The following is a 15,134-nucleotide window of genomic DNA, read 5'->3' on the forward strand; positions in this document are numbered from 1 at the left end:
AACCCATCGTAGGGTAGGCAGTGTGGCGGTCAAGGGTCATGTTGCTCCGCGCGATCCAACACCATTGCCCCAGCCTGCGCGCGGAATATTGCTCGCGGCGAGTCGTTGTCGCTCGGCGCGATCGTGGGGCCGTGGGTGTTGCTCCCGGCGAGGCGGTGTCGCTCCGCGCTGCCGGTGTTGCTCCGCCGCGAGCCCGCGGCCGTTGGTGTTGCTGCTGGCGAGACGTTGTCGCTCAGCGCGATCGCGGCCCCGGGACGATCAACGGCTCCGCCGCCGACCGCCTCGCGCTCGCGGCGAGCAACAGGTCGAGCGTCGACCAACTGCTCCGCGTTGTTGACCGCCGCGCTCGCGGGCGAGCAACAGGTCGAGCGTCGACCAACTGCTCCGCGTTGTTGACCGCCGCGCTCGCGGGCGAGCAACAGGTCGAGCGTCGACCAACTGCTCCGCGTTGTTGACCGCCGCGCTCGCGGGCGAGCAACAGGTCGAGCGTCGACCAACTGCTCCGCGTTGTTGACCGCCGCGCTCGCGGGCGAGCAACAGGTCGAGCGTCGACCAACTGCTCCGCGTTGTTGACCGCCGCGCTCGCGGGCGAGCAACAGGTCGAGCGTCGACCAACTGCTCCGCGTTGTTGACCGCCGCGCTCGCGGGCGAGCAACAGGCCGCGCGTCGACCAACAGCTCTCCGCCGCCGATCGCCCTGCACTCGCGGGGAGCAACAAATCGCGCGTCGCGCCCCAGCTCCGCGCCGCCGACCGCCGGCCGCACCAACCTCGCCCTCGGCGGCTTCATCCTCGGCGGCTTCTCGCTCGGCATCACCGCCTTCGGCGCCCTGCTCGCCCCGCTCATCATGTTGGCCGGCATCACGCTCGGCGTCGTCGGGGCCGCCACCCTCTTCCTCGCCGCCGCCCGCCTCGGCCAGGGCCGCAAGCGGGCCCGCACCGTCGCGGCGAACAACAGGCCGCGCGTCGACTAACCGCTCCGCCGCCGACCGCTGCGCCGCCGACCGCCCCGCGCTCGCGGCGAAGCAACAGGCCGCGCGTCGCTGCGGCAGGCCACCGCGGCCCGCGAGGCCCTGTCCCGCGGGACATTGCCGCGAGTTCGCGCCGATTGCGACGAAGGACATGTGCCTCATGTCCTTCGCGCAATTCATGGGAGCGACCGCGGGGCGGACCGGCGGCGGTCCGCCCGCGGAGGCGCGCGGCTCAGGGCAGCGCGCCGTCGGCGATCCACTGCTCGAGCAGCTCGATCGTCGCGCCGTCGAGCGGGGACCCGCCCAACGGCATCTGCGCCGGGTTGCCGTTGAAGGGCGCCTCGCCGGAGGTCCCGTTGACCTTGGCCAGGAAGTACGAGGCGTTGGGGTCGCCCGCGGTGACGCGATCGAAGCCGGCGGCCTGGGTCGAGGCGACGCCGATGATGTTGGCGTAGGAGTCCTGTGCGTTGGTGAACGTCAGCCCGCCGGAGCCCTGCTGGTGGCAGCCGCAATTGCCCTCGACGACCTGCGGGTACACGTCGGTCTCCCAGCTCAGCCCCGCCCCGGTGGTGGTCGTGGTGGTGTCGGGCTCGGTGGTCGTGTCCGGATCGGTGGTCGTGTCCGGCTCGGTGGTCGTGTCCGGCCCGGTCGTCGTCGTCGTGCCCGGCGTCGTGTCGTCGGTCGTCGACACGGTGGTGGTCGGCGTGACGGTCGTCGTGTCGTCGGTCGTCGTGTCGGTGCCATCGGTCGCCGTCGTGTCGACGGTAGTGGGCATCTCGGGCCCCGAAGTCGTCTCGGTTGCGTTCGCTGTTCCGTCATCAAAGTCCGGAGGATTGAAAAAACATCCCGCGACGACCCAGGACATCACAGTCAGCGTTATCGGACGCATTGCTAATTACCATTCCCCAGCAGACGGTTCATGAGACCAGCGCCATCAAACCGAGGACTCTCGCAACGAGGCAGGCGAGGTTTATGACGATCAATACTCGTTTCAGCTCCGCCGTCCACTGAGCTCCGGTCGCAAATCGAGGGTTGTGTCGTGCGGCGGAGGCAGAGCCGAGACAGGCGAACTGGCGGGCACGAAGGCGGCCGAACGCAAGACCGCGTTGCGGTCCTCCTGCGGCGACTTCGGTGAGCGTGGCCCGGAGCGAGATGCGAACGTATCGGTCACCGGTAGCCGCACGAGAATACACGCGGACAAGGGCCTATGTCCATCGATTATGCCCGCGAATGCGCGGACCCGAGCGCCTTCCGGCAACACAAGGGCGGCAAGATGTCCCCGGCCTCCGGACTGTGGCGGACCTTGCGCGGTGCGAGCGCGCGTCCCGCGAGGCGCGCGAGCCTGCTCCAACAGAACCCGGGCCGGCGGTGAGCGCGAGGGTGTTGCTCCCAGCGAGCCGCCGCGAGCGCGCGACCGTCGGTGTTCCTCCCGGCGAGGCGTTGTCGCTCGGCACCGCCGAGTCGCTGAGCTGCGAGCGCGCGGTCGTCGCTGTTGCTCTTGGCAGGACATTGTCGCTCGGCGCGATGTAGTGCCGTCGGTGTTGCTCCCGGCGAGCCGCTGCACTCATCATCGTTCTCGTCGTTCTTGTCCTGTGGAGCTTGCTCCGCCGGGCTCCGACCCAGAGCGCCACTCGCGCTCACGCCTGGCCGCCATCGCCGAAGCCCGCGCACAGCCATCTGGTCGTGCGCGGGCTTGAAGTTGTGCTGCTTAATCATGATGAGCGACAGCGCCAGGAGCAACACCGACGGCCGCGCGATCATGCCGAGCGTTGGGAGAGGCACCGGCGGCCGCGGTCGTGCTGAGCGACAGCGATTCGCCGGGAGAACACCGCGGCGGCGAGGATCACGGTGAGCGACAACGGCTGACCGGAGCGACGGCCGCGCGCTCGCGGCGGAGCGACAGCGGCTCGCCGCAAGCAACACCGATGGCACCGCCTCGTGCAAGACGACACACCACGCTCGCGGAGCGGCGGCCGCGCGGGCAGGCCCCATCTCGAATCAGCGCCGAACTAAAATGCGACGCGCAGGGTGACGCCGCCGCCGCCACGCAGCGGCGTGAAGCCAGGGACGACGCGACTCTGGTTCCCCAAAGACTGCTGATACAGCCACTTATAGTACTCGAGGCGACGCTTCTTGCCCTTGACCATGAGCGGCGCGCCCACGGCGATCGTGACGCCGCCGCTGATCAAGAGGCCGATGCTGGTCGCGCGGAACACGTCGTCCTGGGACAGCGCGGCGACGATTCCGAAACCCACGCCGAGCACCGCCTGAGTGAGGCCAAGTGACAGGACGATGGACCCGGCCGTGTGCATCTTCTTGCCCTTGGGTTTCGTGTAGGCGGCGCCGAACTCCGTCTCGAGCGCCGCCACGCGCGCGGCGTCTTTGGCCTCGAGCGTCAGAGGTGCGGGTGGCGGTGGTGCCGGCGGGGCCTCGACCTGCCGAAGCTTGACAGCGTCGGCGATGGCGAGGGCGCGCACCTGGCCGGACCTCTCGACGATTGTGGCTCTCGAGTCGTCTGAGCCGGCGAGTCGCCCTCGAACTGCCCCGCCATCACGCAGCGTTACTTCGACCCAAGCGTCCTTCAACGCGCGCCACGAGTTCGGCGGAATCGCAGGCACCGGTGCCGGGCTCTCCTCGCGCGATACAGTCGGCTTGGCCTTGGGCGGGCGCTTCGCCGCAGCGGGAGCTGCGACGAGCGAGAGACTGAGCAGGGCGAGAACAGCCGGACGCACGCCCGGATTGTATGGGCGCGGTTTTGCTCAGGCAAGATGCTTTCGCAACCAGGTCAACGCAGGCTGCCGCGAAGCCGCACCGTGTAGCGGCCGGTCACGGTCATCGACATTTTTGCCCCGTCCTGGACCAGGTCACCCGCGACCTTGACCGCGCCGTCGGCCGAACCATCCAGGTCGACGCCGCGGTCGAGGGAACGGCGCATTTTCCCCTGGAGCCCAAGAGTCATCTTCAGCTCGTTGTTCTCTTCGTCGACCCGGCTCTCGAGTTGCCGTTGCTATCGCGCAACTCGGCGAGCCGCTGTTGCTCGGCGCCGTCGGTGTTGCTCCTGGCGATCCCGCTGTTGCGGCTGTGATTGCGCGGCCACCGGTGCCGCTCCCGGCGAGCTGCTGTTGCTCGGCACCGTCCGTGTTGCTTCCGGTGAGCACGCTGGCGCGCGCTAAGATCACGGCGAGGTGACGGCGCGCGGCGAAGGTGATTGCGCGGCCGCGGTATTGCTCCGGCGAGCTGTTGTCGCCGTTGGGATAGCGCTATCGCGCGCTGCGACCGTGCGCGCCGCTGTTGCTCGGCGCCAGCTTCCGGCGAGCCTCCGATGCGCGCTGTGACGAGGCGGTGGTGGTGGCCGGCGCGGGCGGCCGGCGCGTGGGCGCCGTCGACGAGGCGGGGGGTGTTGTGCTGCGCGGAGCGTCAGCGAGGCGGGGGTGTTTTGGCCGGCGCCTGGAGCGTTGGCCGGCGCGGGGGCTGTTGCTCCGAGCGATGGCGGGGACTGTTGTCTCGGGCGGGGCGTCGGCGAGGCGGAATTGTTGGCCGTCGCGCGGGCCGGCGCGGGGGGCTATCGTGCCAGGCGCTGGCGACCGCGCCCCCGGACGACGTTGTCGTGGGGGCGCGGTCGCATGGACGCGCAGGCGGCTACATCCGTCGGTGTTGCGCCCGGTGTGCCGCTGTCGCTCCGCGCGCGGCCGTTGGTGTTGCTCCCCGGCGAGCCGCTGTCGCTCGCCGGGATCGTGCGGCCGTCGGTGTTGCTCCCGGCGAGCCGCCGTCGCTCGCCACCGCCGCCGTTACGCCGCTGCGAGCGCGCGCCGTCGGTGTTGCTCCCGGCGAGCTGCTGTCGCTGGCCCGATGGTGTTGCTCGGCGCGGGCAACTGGCGTTGCTCGGCGCGGAGCCTGTCAATGACTTTGAGACACGGTGTTGGTCGGGTTTAGTGATTGTGAGATTTCGCCGGAGTGGTGATGAAAGGATGGATCGGTCGTGCTGCACCCGTCCGAAAGGACATGGACGTCGTACTCGCGAAGGCCGCGTTCGAGGCGGCGCGGTGGGTTGATGTAGACCGCGGCGGGAGGCCGGCGCGGCGTGGACAGTCCGCGGACGAAGCGCTCGGGATGGGCTTCGTAGGCGGCGTGGAGGGCGGCAGCCCTGATGGACAGGATGGCCTCGGTGCGGCCGTAATGCACGTCGGCGGGCGCCAGGAAGGCGATGCCGGAGTGGCGGTGGTGATGGTTGTAGCCGTCGACGAAGCGGCCGCAGAAGGCGTGGGCGTGGTCGTAGGAGGCGAAGCGGTCGGGGTAGTCGTGGGTATACTTGAGGGTCTTGAAGTGGGCCTCCGAGTACGGATTGTCGTCGCTGACGTGGGGCCGGCTGTGCGAGCGGCGGGCGCCGAGGACGTCGTAAAGGTCGGCGAGCTCGCGGGAGGTCGGGACGGCGCCGCGATCGGCGTGGATGGTCAATTGGTCAGGTTGAATGTTCTGCTTGTCGCAGGCGGCGCGGATCAGGCGCGCAGCGATGTCGGCGCTCTCGCGGCGCGCCAGGGTCCAGCCGACGACGCAGCGGCTGTAGATGTCGAGCAGGACGTACAGGTAATAGTATTGGCCCTTCGTCGGTCCCCGCAGCCAGGTGACGTCCCACGACCACACCTGGTTCGGCGCGGTCGCCAGCAGCTCGGGGCGCTTGTACTCGGGGTGCCGCCGCTGTCGCCGGCGCTCGCGGAGCTCGCCCTCGGCGGCGAGCAGGCGATACATGGTGCGCGCGCTGCATAGCCAGCGCTGCTCGTCGAGCAGCATCGGCACGATGACCTCGGGCGCCTTGTCGACGAAGCGCTCGCTGTGCAGCAGTTCCAGCACCTCCTGGCGCTCCACCGCGCTCAGCGCCCGTGGCGACGGCCGCGGCTTCGCCGAGCTCGGCGACGGCGCAGGGCGGCGCCGACGGTACACGGTCGCCCGCGAGACCCCCAGCGCCTCGCACGCCCGCGACAGACCTGTCCTCGCGGACAGATCGTCCGCTTGCGCGATCAGGGCTTCTCGGACGGATCGATCGTCGCGAGCGGGATCCCGAGCAATTGCGAGACTTTTTTTTGGACATCGATGATCAGCTCCGCCGTCTCGAGCTTGTGCTCGAGCTGCGCCACACGGCGGCGCAGGCGCTCCAGCTCCTTCTGCTCGGGGTCCTGCTTCGGCTTCGGTCCGCGTTTCTTCGGCTTCAACGCGCCCAGCGTACCCTCGTCTCGCTGCCGCCTCCAGGTCGACAACAGCGAGCTGTACAGGCCCTCCTTGCGCAGGATGGCGCCGATCTGCCCATCGCTCGCGTGGTCGGTCTGCGCGAGGATCTTCCGCTTGTACGCCGGCGTGAAGCTGCGACGCGTCGCCTTCTCGGCGGTCTCGGGGTCGGGCTCTCGTGCTTGAGTCGCCATCAGATCCATGCCTCCTTCCTCGCCCGATTCGAGCCCGAACTCCACCCGCGAGTGCGCCTCGGCATCGCCGCAAGCGCAGCAAGAATTTCGACGGGACTACGCCCTTGCTGACTCGCCGCATCGGTACCCGGCGACCTCGACGCGCTCTCGCCTCGCCGACTCGATTGCTCCTTGTCTCTGCTCCGCAGCAGGGCGCTCCTGGCGATCGGGCCCGCTGTAGGTGAAGCAAGAACTTCGACGGGACTATACGATTGCTGACTCGCCGTATCGGCGCCCAACGGCCTTGCCGTGCTCTCGTCCGATCTACTCGATTGCTCTCCGTTACCGCTCTTCTCGATGGTTTGGTGACTCATGTTCTCGATTCACGGTCTCGCCCTGCTCTCTGAATTCCGAAGGAGCCGTGTCTCACGCGATATTGGCAGGTAGGGGCGCGCGAGGTGTTGTTCGGTGCGCGAGCGCGCGGATCGGGGGGTGTTGCTCGACGCGAATGCGGGGATGCGGGATGTGGCTTGACGCGAGCGCGCGGGCCCGGGGTGTTGCTCGGCGCGGTGCTGTTTTGGCTCAGCTGGAATGGGACACGCCCCGGCCTGGTAGAAGGAGCCGGGGCAAGGACCGCCCATGAGCAAGAAGACACGCCGTCACCACACCCCTGACCAGAAAATCAACCTGCTGCGCCGGCACCACCTCGAGAAGGTCCCCGTGTCGGAAGTCTGCGAGGGCGCCGAGCTCCAGCCGAGCGTCTTCTACGGCTGGCAGTACCACCTGTTCGAGCACGGTGCCGCGGCCTTCGGGGAATCTCGCAAGCGCGTCGAGACCATCGCGCCTTGACTGACGCAATCAAGGACGTCACGCGAGCATGTCGGCGTGGCCGACGCAGGAGGCCGCGCCGCGCGAGCCTCGTTCATCGACCCGGCATGGGCCTCGTGTTCACGGTGTTTGATGGTATCGGAGTCAATGTTGATGCCGATACCGCTGTGTGAGGACCAGGCGCCTCGCAGATTGCGGCGGCGAGCACTGCGGGCCGCCGTGCCGGTCGAGGGTGGGCGCTCGATGCCTCTACACACGCTCGCATCGCTTGAACCTGGAGTTGCCGGGCGTGGGTGAGGCATGCCCCTTCAGAACTCCCGCTGCCAGATCGCGCCGAAACTCCCGCCGCTGAGCATCGGCGCGACCTGGTTTGATGATTTGCGGCGGAGCGCCAGCCCGATCATCGTCGCGCTGGCGACCAGCAGCGCCGGCCCTGCGATGAGTCCGGTCCGCGCAACGGCTTCTGTCCGGTGGCCGCGGTCGAAGATGTCCTGGCAATCGCCGACTAGCTGCTTCCGCGTGCACATGCCGGCGACGAATTGCCGCTCGAGCGACTGAGTGCGCACGTAGGCCCCAATGAACATGCCGAACATCGCCAGGCTGGCGGCAGCGACCACGCCGCCGCCGATCGCCAGCCCTCTCCATGGCTTGGGCGGCGGCGCCGGGGCGGGCGTCGGCTGGGACGGGGGTGGCTCGGGCCCCTCGGCGCTCGGCTTTTGCTCGGGCGCTTGCGCGAGTTCGGCCAGGCGCTCCTGTAGCTTCGCGTGCGCGCTCTTTCCCTTGGTCCCGAGCGACGCCCCGGGGTGCAGTTGGCCGAACGCCCTCACGTAATTGTCGAGGACCTTGACCGCCTCCTCGACCACCGCTCGCTCGTCGCCCTTGCTCGCTGCTCTCCCATAGGCCTCGGCGATGTAATCGTATAATCCACCGCGGTTCTCCTGGTCCGTCGTCGGCAGCTGTTTGGCGGCCTCGGCCCAGCTTCGCGCCGCCCCGAGGTACTCCTCGCGTGAATACTGCTCGTCTCCTTGGACGAACAGCTCGTCGAACGTCGACGCGTTTTCTGCCGGGGACACAGCGAACATCGCGGGCAACGTCGCAGGCTGCAGGCAGGTGAGACCTACGAATATCGCCACGGATCGCCGCCAAAACCGGAAATCACCCCTGCCCTGAGCTGCCGCGTGCATCCCGCGGACGATATCACGGGCCGAGTCAGCGACGATCCCCGCGATGGGGTCCGACTCCTGGGCCGCCGACAGCACAAATTCGCGCGTCGCCCAGATTGTTCGGTTCAACGCGCCAGTGCGCGATGGGCAGCGCGCACTGGCGCGCTGAAGCGTTAGGGGTCAACCTTCACAGATTTCGCGGCAAGAGTTACGGGCCGGCGGGCCGGCCCAGCGCGCGCAAGGATCTGGGGCCTCGCGCCCGATGCCACCGCTCGTGGCCGAGTTGCCGGGCGCGGGCGTGCCGTTGTAGGCTGCGACCCCGTCGTGAAGCTGGAGGCTCACCGCGACCCGCTGCCTGGGTCGATCCTCGAAGGACGTTACAGGCTCGTGCGCCTCCTCGGCCGCGGCGGCATGGGCAGCGTATATGTGGCCGAGGAGACGCGGCTGGGGCGGTCCTACGCACTGAAGCTGCTCAAACCCGAGCTCACGGAGGACCGCGCGCAGATCGAGCGATTTCTCCGCGAGGCGCAGACGATCGCGCGGCTGGAGCACCCAAACATCGTCGACATTCATTCATTCGGCGAGGACCCCTCGGGCTTCGTGTTCTTCACTATGGAGCTGCTGACCGGCGAGGACCTCGAGTCGCGGATCGCCGCGCGATCGGGCCGGCCCTACAGCGTGCGTGAGGCGTGCGCCTGGGCGATCCAGATCGCGCGCGCGGTCGGATACGTCCACCAAAACGGGCTGATCCACCGCGACCTCAAGACACAAAACGTCTTCCTCGCGCGCACGCGTGACGGCGGCGAGATCATCAAGCTGCTCGACTTCGGCATCGCGCGCCCGGAGAGCGGCTCGGAACTCACTCGCACGGGGAACATCCTCGGCACGCCGAGCTACATGTCACCCGAGCAGATCCGCGACGAGCGGCTGGACCGCCGCTCCGACATCTACTCGTTCGGCGTGCTGCTATTCAAGCTGCTCATCGGGCGCGCCCCATTCGTCGGCGAGGCGATCCAGGTGGCGATGCACCACCTCACCTCGCAGGTCCCGCCGCCGTCGTCGCTCGCGCCCGGCGCCGGGATCCCGCCGGCCCTCGACGAACTGGTCCTCAAGGCCCTGTCTAAACAGCCGGGCGACCGCTACGCCTCGATGGAGGAGGTCGAGCGCGCCCTCGTCGCGGTGTATGCGACCCCGCTGCTCGCCCCGCCGGTCAAGCTCGCGCCGCCCGCGGCATCCTCCCGGCCCCCCTCGTTACAACCCGAGGTCGACCACGCCGACGAGGGGGCGCTCTCGCTCGCGACCACGGCGTCTCTGCTGCGCCCACCACGCTGCTCCGAGTCTCCCGCGGCGACTGTCCCCGCGAGCAGCGCGGCGCTCTCGGTCGACGAAGCGGCGCTCGACGAGGTTACGGCGCGGAGCCTCGTCGAGCGAGTGGCGACCGACCCGGCTCTGATTCCGGTCGCCGCCCCCCCGGCGCCGGCCAGTCCCTCGCCGGCGCGCACGAGCCAGCTCTGGCGTCTCCTCGCGCTCGGAGCGAGCCTTGCGTGCCTTCTCGCCCTCGCAACGTGGCTGGTCGCTCGCCTAGGGCTCAACATGCCGGCGGTCGTTTCCCCGGCCACCGCCCCGCCGGCCCCATCGATCGTCGCGTCGCCCTCTCCACCCATGCCGGATACGGCAAAGAGCGCTCCCATCATTCTGCCGGACCCGGCTCCGCCCGCGGCCGAGCCGCCTGCTCCCTCCGCGCCGGAGCCCGACGATGCCCCGAGCTCGAACGACCCGGAGGACCCGCGACCGACGAAGGTCGATCGCCCGAAGTCAGAACCCGTGAAGCCGAAGGTCAGCCCACCGGACCCGATCGCCCGGATCAAGGAGCGAGCCCGCGCCTGCCGCCGGAAGCACAACGCCGTCGACCAGCCTGCGCTCACCGTCGAATTCGCGGTTGGGAGCGACGGCGCCGTCCTGCGCGCCACGCCCGCGAGCGACACCCCGCTCGCCATCTGCCTCGCCGATGCCGTGAAGCAGGCCCGCTTCGAGCCCAAGATCCGGCTCCGGCAGGAGATCTCTCTGTGACGCACAGATCCATCATGAACGAGAAGCAGGCCCGCTTCGAGCCAAGACCCGATTCTGAGGAAAGCAGCGCAACGAGATGGCGTCGCTTCTCGTCGGCGCCGCCTACAACCTACTTCGGATGGCAAAGCTGCTGCTGCCCATCGCATGAGGCCCGTCGGGCTGGGGTCTCCCCTGGCCCGAAGAGGCCCCGGAGGAAAGTTCTGGAGGGATTTCTTTCTACTCACATGATCTCGCTCAACACCGGCGGCCGCGCGATCACACCCCGCGTCGGCGGCTCGCTGGAAGCAACACCGACGGCGCCGAGCAACAGCGGCGCGCACGGTCGCACCGCGCGATAGCACTGTCCCGACGGCGACAGCAGTTCGCCGAAGCAAATGCCGCGGCCACACCATCCCTGCGCGCGCCGGCGCCGAGCCGCACTCATAGAGCGCGCCAGCGGGCTCGCCGGAAGCAACACCGACGGCGCCGAGCAACAGCATCTCGCCGGAAGCAGCTCCGGCGGTCGCGCATAGTTACGACAGCAGAATCGGGCCGGCTGAATTCGCCCGTGTTGCGCCGGGTAGCCGCTGCGGGGACAATCCCCGCCATGGACATTTCACCTGGGGATCACCGGCTCCGGCGGCTGCATCGCATCGACACTGGGGTGCTCGAAGAGAAGAGGCAACTGCTTGCGCAGGGCAAGGGCGTCGACCCGGTCTCGATCGTGCGGTTCAGGCAGCCCACCGGGTTCGAAGTCTACATCGTGGCCGACGGCACGCATCGTGTGCAGGCGGCGCTAGAGATGGGGCTTGAGGCGATCGAGTTCGAGTGGGGAGACCTCAAGAGCGTCGAGCGCGAGGCGAGGCGGCGCGGGCGCGACTTCGCCGACCTGGCTCATCGTGCGCGCAAGTTCGCCAGCGACGATCACGAGTGAGAACCATCGGTTCGCGGCGGGATTGCTCGCGACGCGAGGTCCGGCAGCATGGCCAGATGCGGCGCGGGTTCGGCCAAGTATTCTCAGTGATGCTCGTGATAGCTCGCGGTGCGCTGCCCCGAAGGCGGCATCGACGGCGCCACGAGTGGACCACGTCATCCTCGGCGCGCAGGCCCCAAGCCCCGATTTCGCCGAGGCGACCGGCGCCTACAACCGGAAGCGCAGCGTCTCGCCCGACCGAAGTCCCAGGCCCTCGGCGAGCCTCGCAACGCAGTCCCCGAGATCGCCGAACGCGGCGCGGCCGTTGAATTTCACCTCGGGCGTCCCGCCGGACCGCGCCTCGATCGTGACCTGGGACTTGACCTGCTTCCCTTCACGGTCGCAGGCGAGGATCCCTCGACGGGCACGGCGCTCGGTCGCGGTCTTGACGACGACCGGCTTTGACGTGCCGGCCAGCACAGTCCCCTGTCTGACCGTCTCCGACCGCTCCACGCGCGCCGCTGTGGCACCGCCAGACTTGTACGGGGCATGCGCGGGTTCGGAGCCGTCCGAAGGGGCCATCTTGATCGGAGAGAGCAACGCGGGCTGGCCATTGCGGCTTCTCTGCGACACGGTGAGCTCGGGTACTTGCGGCCGCTCGTAGGCCGCCAGAGCGCCGGCATCCTGCGCCAACTCCACGCCGCCGGAAGTCGACAGCGCAGCCACCGCGGACCCACCGATCATCGCACCGAGCATCACGCCCATGAGCATCACACGCGGCATCCTGCCGGGCTCCGGGTGTGCGATGACGGGGACCATGGCAGGCAGCTCAGCGAGTGCGTCGTGGAGCGCCAGCGCCATCTCCTTCGCGTCCGAGAAGCGGTGCTCGACGTCGCTGAGCGCACGCATGACGATCTGGTCCACGCTCTCGGGGATCTCGAGGCCGGGGGCGATCATCGCCAGCGTGGGTACGGCGATCTGGCCCGGCTCCGCCACCATGAAGTCCGGGATCGTCTGCGCGGTGAGCATCTCCCACATGAGCACGCCGAGCGCGTAGAGATCGGAGCGCGGATCTGGCGGGCAACCGGCGCAGCGCTCCGGCGCGACGTATCGGCGCAGTCCGTACACCGTGTCATCAGGGACAGGCGCGTTGGTGATTTTCTTGCTCGGGAGCACGGTGGCGAAGCCGAAGTCGATCACCACTGCGAAGTCAGCGTCCGCGATGTCGTGGCGGAGCATCACGTTGGAAGCGTGCAGGTCGTTGTGGATGATGCCAGCGCCGTGCAGCTCGTGGAGCCCGGACAGCACGTGCAGCGCGATCCGGCACATGCGTCGCCATGGTATGGGTCCGCGCCGCGCCAGCGTCTGCAGCGACATGCCTTCGACGAACTTGAACACGGTGAAGGCGCAGCCCTCGTCGCAGCCGAAGTCGAACGCCTGGATCACGTACGGGCTCGAGTGACGGCTGGCTACACGGCCCTCCTGGCCGAAGTAGCCGAGCAGGCGCTCGTGCAGGCTCGAGTGCAGGATCTTGACCGCGACCTTGCCGCCGGTGCGCGTGTCCTCCGCGCAGTAGACCGTCGAAGTCCCGCCGGGTCCGATCGGCTCGTTGAGCTTGTAACGCCCGCCGACGAGCTCGTCGGAGTAGTTCTCCCGCGGATCGTCGTCCTCGACGTAGTGAAAGTTTAGGTCCGGGTCGCGAGCTTGCTTGGGGGGGTGCCAGATCGCGGGCATGGTCAAAACTCCAGAGCGACGCGGAGGCCGAGATTCGGCCATGCCGAGGGGCGCACAGCCACCCGGCGCGTCCGTCGATGCCGGCTGGCATCGACCGCCAGGAGCGTGATCCCCGAGATCACTGAGGCCGCCGCGAACGCGCCGACCGAAGCGCCGATGGCGTTGGCTCGCCGGCCCTCTGCCAGGAGCCTGTCGCTCGCGCGCTGGGCCTCCTCGGGGACATGCCCCGGCGTGAACTCTTGGTGCAGCAGCTCGTCGCGGCGTCGCTGAAGGAGTTCACCGTAGGTGAGCATCGCCACGGTCGCCATGCTCGCCGCGAGACCTACGCCGAGCGTCACGCCACCCGCGAGCCGCAGCGAGCGGCGAACGCCAGACCTCGGCGGCGCCGCGGGCGGCGTGTCGAGTGGGCGAGAGGTCGGAGGCGGCCGCTTCAACACCGGGGCGATCGGCAGCAACCCGTCCTCGCCCACCGCTTTCGGGTCGGCCGCTGGCGCCTGCTCGACGCATATATGCTCGCCGAGCTGGGCCTCCACGGCATCGAGGAGCTTGCGCGCGTCCCGTCGGTCCCCGGGGTGTGTGTCAGCCGCGATGAAGCGCTCATGGAACGCCAGGAAGTGCCGGAGCAGGGCCGCCTCGGCGCATAGGTGCGAACGATCGTCGCCCGCCTGAAACGCTTCCTGGTACGTGTGATGCGCGTCGAAGACGATCGAGGCCCGGTCTTGCAGCGCGGCCTCGGTGCTCTCCGTGCCGAGCGCGTCGTAGGCCGCACGGCAGCGCGGCGCCGCTTCGACCGCTCGACCCGCATCGCGCAGCTCCACGCAGGCCGCGTGCTCGCTCGCCGCCGACACCGGCGCCGCGGACAGCATCGCCGGCGCGAACCAGGACAAGGCCCAGGCGAACATCGGCGCCATGCTACGCGGCGCTCTGGACGCTGCCAAGCAGCCTCGAGGGCGAAGTGTGCTCACGACTCCGACTCGTCCGCCGGGGTCTCGGGCCAATACTCGTGTACGAGCGCCTCGATCTCCCGCAGCGTGTAATTCTTGTTCCTGGCCTCGACGATGAACTTGGCCCGCTCGACGGCTTCGAAGGGCCAGCGCGAGCGAACGCCGGTCTTCCCGTCCGAGATGATGGTTGGCGCCGGTAGCATGCCGCGCTTGACCCACAGCATCAGCGTCTGTCTCGACACGCCGGTGATCGAGACCAACTCCTCGTTCGTGCTGAAACGCCGCTTGGTGGCGCTCATTCCTCGGTCCCATCCCGCTTCTTTTTCCGCTTGAGCTCGCGTGCGGCCTCGCGGCGCGCAGTGTCTTCGGCCGTGGGCAGTCCCCATCGCTCCTCGACGAGCTTGCGGATCTCGGGGATCGACAGCAACTCAGCCTTCTTCGCCATCACGAACCGCGCTCGCTCGAGCGCGCCGACCGGCCAGCGCGCCTTGATCCCGCGGCTGCCGTCCGAAATGACCTCCGGCGCCGGCAGGAGACCCGCGTCGGCCCAGCCATACATTGCCGAGCGCGACAGGCCGGTGACCTTCATCAGATCGTCCGTGGTGGTGAACGTCGGTAGGTCTTTCGCCCGCGGCATCGGCCTGAAGGTACGCGATCCTTTTCATAGGGAACAGGCACACGAGCTTGTTTGGGTGCTGTTGACCTCAGCCCACTGCTCCACGGACAGAGTCATCCGCTGGGTGCGCGATCTCGGCCGTTGCTGGTTGACTCTTTAAATTATAAGAAGGGTGACATTAAAGGACCTGAGATGGACCCCGCTGCCGCCCACCACCCACTGGAAGAGCCGATCGACCTCGAATGCACCGTCGTCGAGGCCCGCCTGCGCGAACCCGGTTTCTACGAGACCGCGACGCGAGTCTTCTACGTGACTCCGCGCCGCGACGTGTACCTGTTGCAGGCCCCCGGCGCGGCCCTCACGCTCCAGGCGGTCGACGACCTGCCGCATGGCGCGTCCGCCGTCGCCCGAGCGGCCGTGGACGCCCCCCGGCGAGAACTCGCCGCTCTCATCGACCGCCACGGCGCTCGCCCGGATCTGACCGAAAGGACCGCACCATGACGGCTGGGCCGCGGGGCATCCTCT

At 68.8% G+C, this 15,134-nt stretch carries 13 protein-coding genes and 1 pseudogene; 5 read left to right on the top strand and 9 right to left on the bottom strand.

Going from position 1 to position 15,134, the window contains the following annotated elements:
• Positions 1–846 precede the first annotated feature (846 nt).
• The gene (locus POL25_RS36625) at positions 847–972 is read left to right on the top strand and encodes a hypothetical protein (RefSeq protein ID WP_272091004.1); all 126 of its coding nucleotides are present in this window, start codon (positions 847–849) and stop codon (positions 970–972) included.
• A gap of 229 nt (positions 973–1,201) precedes the next feature.
• Here the strand turns inward: POL25_RS36625 and POL25_RS36630 are convergent, their stop codons facing one another.
• The 4 genes and pseudogenes from POL25_RS36630 to POL25_RS36645 form a co-directional block, all read right to left on the bottom strand.
• On the bottom strand, positions 1,202–1,744 hold the full coding sequence (locus tag POL25_RS36630; RefSeq protein ID WP_272091005.1) for a hypothetical protein: 543 nt from the start codon (positions 1,742–1,744) through the stop codon (positions 1,202–1,204).
• A 1,234-nt stretch (positions 1,745–2,978) separates the two neighbouring features.
• Positions 2,979–3,701 (bottom strand): hypothetical protein, encoded by a 723-nt coding sequence (locus POL25_RS36635; RefSeq protein ID WP_272091006.1) that lies wholly within the window; start codon positions 3,699–3,701, stop codon positions 2,979–2,981.
• Positions 3,702–3,754: 53 nt separating this feature from the next.
• Positions 3,755–3,904 carry a hypothetical protein gene (locus tag POL25_RS36640; protein ID WP_272091007.1) on the bottom strand — a complete coding sequence of 50 codons (150 nt, stop codon included), beginning with the start codon at positions 3,902–3,904 and terminating at the stop codon, positions 3,755–3,757.
• 1,103 nt (positions 3,905–5,007) lie between these two features.
• Positions 5,008–6,392: pseudogene (locus tag POL25_RS36645) on the bottom strand (IS3 family transposase); the annotation flags it as partial.
• Positions 6,393–7,001: 609 nt separating this feature from the next.
• Here POL25_RS36645 and POL25_RS36650 point away from each other — a divergent pair.
• The gene (locus POL25_RS36650; RefSeq protein ID WP_272091008.1) at positions 7,002–7,211 is read left to right on the top strand and encodes a transposase; all 210 of its coding nucleotides are present in this window, start codon (positions 7,002–7,004) and stop codon (positions 7,209–7,211) included.
• Between the two features lie 287 nt (positions 7,212–7,498).
• On the opposite strand, the gene POL25_RS36655 is transcribed toward POL25_RS36650, so the two are convergent.
• Positions 7,499–8,449, bottom strand: a complete 951-nt coding sequence (locus POL25_RS36655; RefSeq protein WP_272091009.1) for a hypothetical protein — start codon at positions 8,447–8,449, stop codon at positions 7,499–7,501.
• 228 nt (positions 8,450–8,677) lie between these two features.
• Between POL25_RS36655 and POL25_RS36660 the strand changes: the two genes are divergently transcribed.
• Together POL25_RS36660 and POL25_RS36665 are read left to right on the top strand one after the other, a co-directional pair.
• Positions 8,678–10,423 (top strand): serine/threonine-protein kinase, encoded by a 1,746-nt coding sequence (locus POL25_RS36660; RefSeq protein ID WP_272091010.1) that lies wholly within the window; start codon positions 8,678–8,680, stop codon positions 10,421–10,423.
• A gap of 586 nt (positions 10,424–11,009) precedes the next feature.
• Positions 11,010–11,336 (top strand): hypothetical protein, encoded by a 327-nt coding sequence (locus tag POL25_RS36665; protein ID WP_272091011.1) that lies wholly within the window; start codon positions 11,010–11,012, stop codon positions 11,334–11,336.
• 207 nt (positions 11,337–11,543) lie between these two features.
• Here the strand turns inward: POL25_RS36665 and POL25_RS36670 are convergent, their stop codons facing one another.
• The 4 genes from POL25_RS36670 to POL25_RS36685 are packed head-to-tail and all read right to left on the bottom strand — an operon-like array spanning position 11,544 to position 14,630.
• Entirely contained in the window at positions 11,544–13,049 is a 1,506-nt protein-coding gene (locus POL25_RS36670) for a serine/threonine protein kinase (RefSeq protein WP_272091012.1), read from the bottom strand.
• Positions 13,050–13,051: 2 nt separating this feature from the next.
• Positions 13,052–13,951 (bottom strand): hypothetical protein, encoded by a 900-nt coding sequence (locus tag POL25_RS36675; RefSeq protein WP_272091013.1) that lies wholly within the window; start codon positions 13,949–13,951, stop codon positions 13,052–13,054.
• 59 nt (positions 13,952–14,010) lie between these two features.
• The gene (locus tag POL25_RS36680) at positions 14,011–14,292 is read right to left on the bottom strand and encodes a MerR family transcriptional regulator (protein WP_272091014.1); all 282 of its coding nucleotides are present in this window, start codon (positions 14,290–14,292) and stop codon (positions 14,011–14,013) included.
• Positions 14,289–14,630, bottom strand: coding sequence for a hypothetical protein (locus POL25_RS36685; RefSeq protein WP_272091015.1), 342 nt, complete (start codon positions 14,628–14,630; stop codon positions 14,289–14,291). The genes POL25_RS36680 and POL25_RS36685 overlap by 4 nt, the downstream gene beginning before the upstream one ends.
• A gap of 171 nt (positions 14,631–14,801) precedes the next feature.
• Between POL25_RS36685 and POL25_RS36690 the strand changes: the two genes are divergently transcribed.
• Positions 14,802–15,110, top strand: coding sequence for a hypothetical protein (locus POL25_RS36690; RefSeq protein ID WP_272091016.1), 309 nt, complete (start codon positions 14,802–14,804; stop codon positions 15,108–15,110).
• Positions 15,111–15,134 lie beyond the last annotated feature (24 nt).

Source organism: Nannocystis bainbridge (assembly GCF_028368995.1).
GTDB lineage: Bacteria > Myxococcota_A > Polyangia > Nannocystales > Nannocystaceae > Nannocystis > Nannocystis bainbridge.

What these genes read in the sequence shown, in the direction of transcription:
- POL25_RS36625 (WP_272091004.1), top strand. Translation starts at nt 847, where the DNA reads ATGTTGGCCGGCATCACGCTCGGCGTCGTCGGGGCCGCCACCCTCTTC.
- POL25_RS36630 (WP_272091005.1), bottom strand. Translation starts at nt 1,744, where the DNA reads ATGCCCACTACCGTCGACACGACGGCGACCGATGGCACCGACACGACG.
- POL25_RS36640 (WP_272091007.1), bottom strand. Translation starts at nt 3,904, where the DNA reads ATGCGCCGTTCCCTCGACCGCGGCGTCGACCTGGATGGTTCGGCCGAC.
- POL25_RS36650 (WP_272091008.1), top strand. Translation starts at nt 7,002, where the DNA reads ATGAGCAAGAAGACACGCCGTCACCACACCCCTGACCAGAAAATCAAC.
- POL25_RS36665 (WP_272091011.1), top strand. Translation starts at nt 11,010, where the DNA reads ATGGACATTTCACCTGGGGATCACCGGCTCCGGCGGCTGCATCGCATC.
- POL25_RS36670 (WP_272091012.1), bottom strand. Translation starts at nt 13,049, where the DNA reads ATGCCCGCGATCTGGCACCCCCCCAAGCAAGCTCGCGACCCGGACCTA.
- POL25_RS36675 (WP_272091013.1), bottom strand. Translation starts at nt 13,951, where the DNA reads ATGTTCGCCTGGGCCTTGTCCTGGTTCGCGCCGGCGATGCTGTCCGCG.
- POL25_RS36680 (WP_272091014.1), bottom strand. Translation starts at nt 14,292, where the DNA reads ATGAGCGCCACCAAGCGGCGTTTCAGCACGAACGAGGAGTTGGTCTCG.
- POL25_RS36685 (WP_272091015.1), bottom strand. Translation starts at nt 14,630, where the DNA reads ATGCCGCGGGCGAAAGACCTACCGACGTTCACCACCACGGACGATCTG.
- POL25_RS36690 (WP_272091016.1), top strand. Translation starts at nt 14,802, where the DNA reads ATGGACCCCGCTGCCGCCCACCACCCACTGGAAGAGCCGATCGACCTC.